Below are 4,409 nucleotides of genomic sequence, written 5' to 3'. Positions count from 1 at the left end.
TGTCATGCAAGTGAATGCGGTGCTCGTCGACCTCCACGAATCGTGAAGTCGATTCCGACGTGATCTCCGCAAGCGTGCCGGTCATACTGCTTCCTCCCGTGTCTGTCATGCAGGCCAGGATCTTCGCCTGGGACATTATTCTGCCGATCGTTCAGCTGACCCGGCATCCGTGGGAACTACGTAACGGGAGTTGATCGGCGAGCCTTGAACGGAGTCTCCGGCCAAACCAGGGCGTTTCAAAAGCGTGTCGAACAACTGGCTGCGGTCGAGTCTGCGGAGTAGTAGGGCGATTTGGCTGAGGTAGAGGCTGAGGTAGAGGAAGCCTCCGTGGGCGGCGAGGGTGGTTTCGTAGTGGCGGTCGATGCGGCGGCAGTGGTTTATCCAGCCGTTGGTGCATTCGACCACCCAACGTCGCGGTTGGACGATGAAGCCAAGCCCTTGTCCACCCACACGTGGCTGATGGTCGGCACGACCCGCTTCGCCTTCCGCAGCAGCGTGGGGAATGCAGCCCGGTCCTGCACGTCGGCTGGTGTGACGACAGCGGCGACCAGCAGACCGGCGGAGTCGACGAGCACGTGCCGTTTGACGCCGTCGGCCCGAGCGGGTACGGACTTCGCCGCGGACCGTGGTAAGGATTCGCACCCAGGTGCCGTTGCGGCACCAGCGTAGGAAGTGTTTGTGCGCGTCTGACCAGGACACGGTGAAGTCGTGCGGCAGGTGCCGCCACGCACATCCGGTGCGCAGCACGTACAGGATGGCGTCGAGGTATTCGCGCCATCGGTGCGGTGGGCAGGGCCGCCCGCCCTTGCGGTGCGTGGGAACAAGGAAGCGGTCAGCTCGTCGAAGCCGACCGCTGGTATCCGTCGACTCGCCTGTGTGTCCCCAATGCGGGGCGGTCAACGGTGAGATGACGCTGGCGGACCGGGTGTTCACCTGTGGTTACGGGTATTGCGCCGACAGGGACACCAACTCGGCGGCGAATCTGGCCCGCTGGGGCCACGCGCATGACCTCCATCGATCCCCGGACCCCCAAGCAGGAGGCCGGGCCACCAATGCCCGCCGACGGGACGGCGCTGGCCAACACCCTCGTGTTGGTGAAACCAGCCCGAAAGACGCGGGAACCGACGTTCACACAGCACCTGCGGCCTGAACCGACGACGCCCGAGAAGGGCGGTGCCGAACACTCACCAGAGTTGTTCGACACGCTCTTTAAGCGAAGGCTAAGCGGGGCTCAACCGACCCGCTCTACGACGATCCCGTCGATTCCTGAGCTGGCGGATAGGCGCGAGCACGCCGCAGCCCCGCGGAGTCGGCATCGGGCCGCCGTGATGGGTTGAACGCGGCCCGACAGCCGTCCGGCCGATGCTGGCAGCGTACGGGCGACCGTGGCAAGCGTGGCGGGCCGAACGCACCACCTAGTTATGATCCTTGACTATCGTGGGCTGAAACCTTTATGCTCTGCATGACCTAGCTCACACCGAGTGGCGGTAGCTGAGCTGGCTCACTTGAGTTTGCTGGTCAAAGGAGACGGAATGTCGGTGGCGTACGACTCGCTGTTCATCGGTGGGGAAGGGGTCGCGTCGGGCGGGGCGACGCAGATCACGGTGGTGTCGGCGAGCACCGAGGAGGTGCTGGGGCAGGTACCGGAGGCCACCGAGGCTGATGTCGACGCAGCGGTCGCGGCGGCGCGCGGTGCGTGTGACGACCCGGCGGGCTGGTCGCGGTGGGAGCCTGCGCGGCGCGCCGAGGCGTTGGAGAGGCTGGCCGACGCGCTCGACAAGCGGGGGGAGGACATCGCGCATCGCGTCAGCAGTCAGAACGGGATGCCGATCGCGGTGTCGCGCCAGCTGGAGGCGGTGTTCCCGGCGACGTTGTTGCGTTATTACGCGGGCATGGTGCGCGACCGTGAGTCGGAGGAGAGCCGTCCGGGGTTGTTCGGCGGAACCACCCTGGTGCGGCGCACACCCGTTGGGGTGGTCGGCGCGATTGTGCCGTGGAACTTCCCGCAGACGCTGGCCGCGTTCAAATACGCTCCGGCGCTGGCCGCCGGCTGCACCGTGGTCATCAAGCCCTCACCGGAGACCGTGCTCGACAGCTACCTGCTAGCCGAGGCCGTACAGGAGGCAGCGCTGCCGCCGGGCGTGGTCAACATCGTCACGGGCGGGCGCGACGTCGGCGCGCATCTGGTCGCCCATCCCGGGGTCGACAAGGTCGCCTTCACAGGCTCGACCGGTGCGGGCCGCCAGATCGCCGAGACGTGCGGGCGGATGCTGCGCCCGGTCACCTTGGAACTTGGAGGCAAGTCCGCGGCGATCATCCTCGACGACGCCGATCTGGACTCGGCCAATACTGTCCAGAACCTGTTCGGCGCGACCCTGCTCAACAACGGTCAGACATGTTATCTGTCCACCCGGATTCTGGTGCCGCGCAGCCGCTACGCGCAGATCGTGGACGTGTTCACCGGCATCGTGGAGGGTCTGACGGTCGGCGATGCGCTCGATCCCGACACGCAGATCGGTCCGATGGCCAGTGCCCGGCATCGGCAGCACGTGGAGAGCCTCATCGCCCAGGGCCGCGCTGAGGGCGCGAGGGTCACCGCGGGCGGTGGCCGACCCTCGCAGCTGGACAAGGGGTGGTTCGTCGAGCCGACGGTGTTTGCCGACGTGGACAACAGCCTCTCGGTGGCACGGGAGGAGATCTTCGGCCCGGTGTTGTCGCTGATCCCCTACACCGATGTCGACGAGGCGGTGCAGATCGCCAACGACTCCGATTACGGCCTGGGTGGCACCGTCTGGAGCAGCGACCCCGAGCGCGCCGTCGAGGTGGCCCGTCGTGTCCAGACCGGCACGATCGGCATCAACCAGTATCTGCCAGATCCCACTGCCCCGTTCGGCGGGGTGAAGGCCAGCGGCCTGGGCCGCGAGCTGGGCCCGGAGGGGCTGGCCGCCTACGAGAACCAGAAGTCCATCTATCTGGGCGCACCGGCATCCGGTAACTGATCGAGACCTTCAGGAGACGACGATGACAACCAGCACCGCGGCTGTAGTCCGGGACAAGGGCGGGCCCTTCCACATCGAAGACGTCCAGATCGGGGAGCCGCGCGCCGACGAGGTGCGCGTGCGCATCGTGGCCAGCGGCATCTGCCACACCGACATCATCGTGCGTGACCAGGTGCTGCCGCCCGGGCCGCCGGCGATTCTGGGGCACGAGGGCGCCGGCGTGGTGGAGGCGGTGGGATCCGAGGTGCGCTCGCTAGCCCCCGGCGATCATGTGGTGCTCGCGCCGGTGTCGTGCAGCAGGTGCCGTAACTGTGTGAGCGGGCATCCGATGAATTGCGATTCCTTCACACCGCTGAACTTCGGGGGCCGCCGCGCCGACGGTTCCACGGCCTACCGCGACAGTCACGGCGCCGAACTCAACGCCCACTTCTTCGGCCAATCCTCGTTCAGCCACCACGCAATCGTCCCGGAGCGCGGCGCGGTCAAAGTCTCCGATCAGGCGCCGCTGGAATTGCTGGGACCGCTGGGCTGCGGTCTGCAAACCGGTGCCGGCGCGGTGCTGACCGCGCTGGCACCGCCCGCGGGCGCCAGCATCGCCGTGTTCGGCGCCGGGGCTGTCGGCCTGGCCGCGATCATGGGTGCGGTGATCGCCGGCTGCGCCCCGATCATCGCGGTCGACCTCAACGCGTCGCGACTCGACATGGCCATCGAACTGGGCGCCACCCACGCCGTGAAAGCCTCCGACGACGCCGTGGAGCAGATCCAGGCCATCACCGGCGGGGGAGCGGACTTCGCGCTGGACGCCGTCGGGTTACCGGCAACCCTGCGGCAGGCCGTCACCGCACTCAACGTCGGTGGCACCGCCGGGCTGGTCGGCGCCAACGCGCTCGGACAAGAGGTGTCCCTGGACCTCATGCATCTGCTGTTCGGGCGCACGGTGAAGGGAATCATCGAGGGCGACACGGTGCCGGGAGTGTTCATCCCCCGCTTGGTCGATTTGTTCCTGCGCGGACGCTTCCCGTTCGACAAGATCATCCAGCGCTACCCGTTTACCGAGATCAACACCGCGATCGCGGACACCGAAGCCGGCCGCGCCATCAAACCCGTGGTGCTCTACTAAACCGACACAGCCTGACCTGGGTCGATCATGAGAAAGGTACGAAACATGGACGCTTTACGTTACTACTTAGTCAGTCTGGTCGTCGGGGTAACCGGCGCCGGGCTGTGGCTCGGCGGTGGCTGGGTCTGGGCCGGCATCGCGACATTCCCGATCCTGTTGTCGTTGGACATCGTGCTGCCCGCCGATCACAAGGTCCGCACCATCGGCGCGGCCTGGCTGGCCGAAATACCGCTGTATCTGCATCTGCCGCTGCTGGTCGCGGTGTGGACCCTGTTCGCGTTGCGGCTGGG

Annotated in this window: 3 protein-coding genes and 2 pseudogenes; 3 read left to right on the top strand and 2 right to left on the bottom strand. The window is 66.8% G+C overall.

The genetic code is table 11. The annotated features are described in order from the left end of the window. Positions 1-377: 377 nt before the first annotated feature. Both VIQ49_RS28900 and VIQ49_RS28895 read right to left on the bottom strand, forming a co-directional pair. Complete coding sequence (locus VIQ49_RS28900; protein WP_414731584.1) at positions 378-575, bottom strand: transposase; 198 nt, start codon at positions 573-575, stop codon at positions 378-380. Positions 576-645: 70 nt separating this feature from the next. After that, positions 646-933, bottom strand: a pseudogene (locus tag VIQ49_RS28895) (transposase); the annotation flags it as partial. 599 nt (positions 934-1,532) lie between these two features. Between VIQ49_RS28895 and VIQ49_RS05815 the strand changes: the two are divergent. From VIQ49_RS05815 to VIQ49_RS05805, 3 genes and pseudogenes are all read left to right on the top strand, one after another. Continuing rightward, on the top strand, positions 1,533-2,999 hold the full coding sequence (locus tag VIQ49_RS05815) for an aldehyde dehydrogenase (protein ID WP_331881907.1): 1,467 nt from the start codon (positions 1,533-1,535) through the stop codon (positions 2,997-2,999). Between the two features lie 22 nt (positions 3,000-3,021). Further along, positions 3,022-4,119, top strand: coding sequence for an NAD(P)-dependent alcohol dehydrogenase (locus VIQ49_RS05810; protein ID WP_235880642.1), 1,098 nt, complete (start codon positions 3,022-3,024; stop codon positions 4,117-4,119). Between the two features lie 45 nt (positions 4,120-4,164). Further along, positions 4,165-4,409 (top strand): annotated as a pseudogene (locus VIQ49_RS05805) (xylene monooxygenase); the annotation flags it as partial.

Origin of the sequence: Williamsia sp. (genome assembly GCF_036566845.1) — a bacterium.
Lineage (GTDB): Bacteria > Actinomycetota > Actinomycetes > Mycobacteriales > Mycobacteriaceae > Williamsia.
This window is presented reverse-complemented; position numbering and strand designations above follow the sequence as displayed.

Bases quoted from the DNA above. Each gene is read 5' to 3' on its own strand.
- VIQ49_RS05815 (WP_331881907.1), top strand. From the start codon at position 1,533: ATGTCGGTGGCGTACGACTCGCTGTTCATCGGTGGGGAAGGGGTCGCG.
- VIQ49_RS05810 (WP_235880642.1), top strand. From the start codon at position 3,022: ATGACAACCAGCACCGCGGCTGTAGTCCGGGACAAGGGCGGGCCCTTC.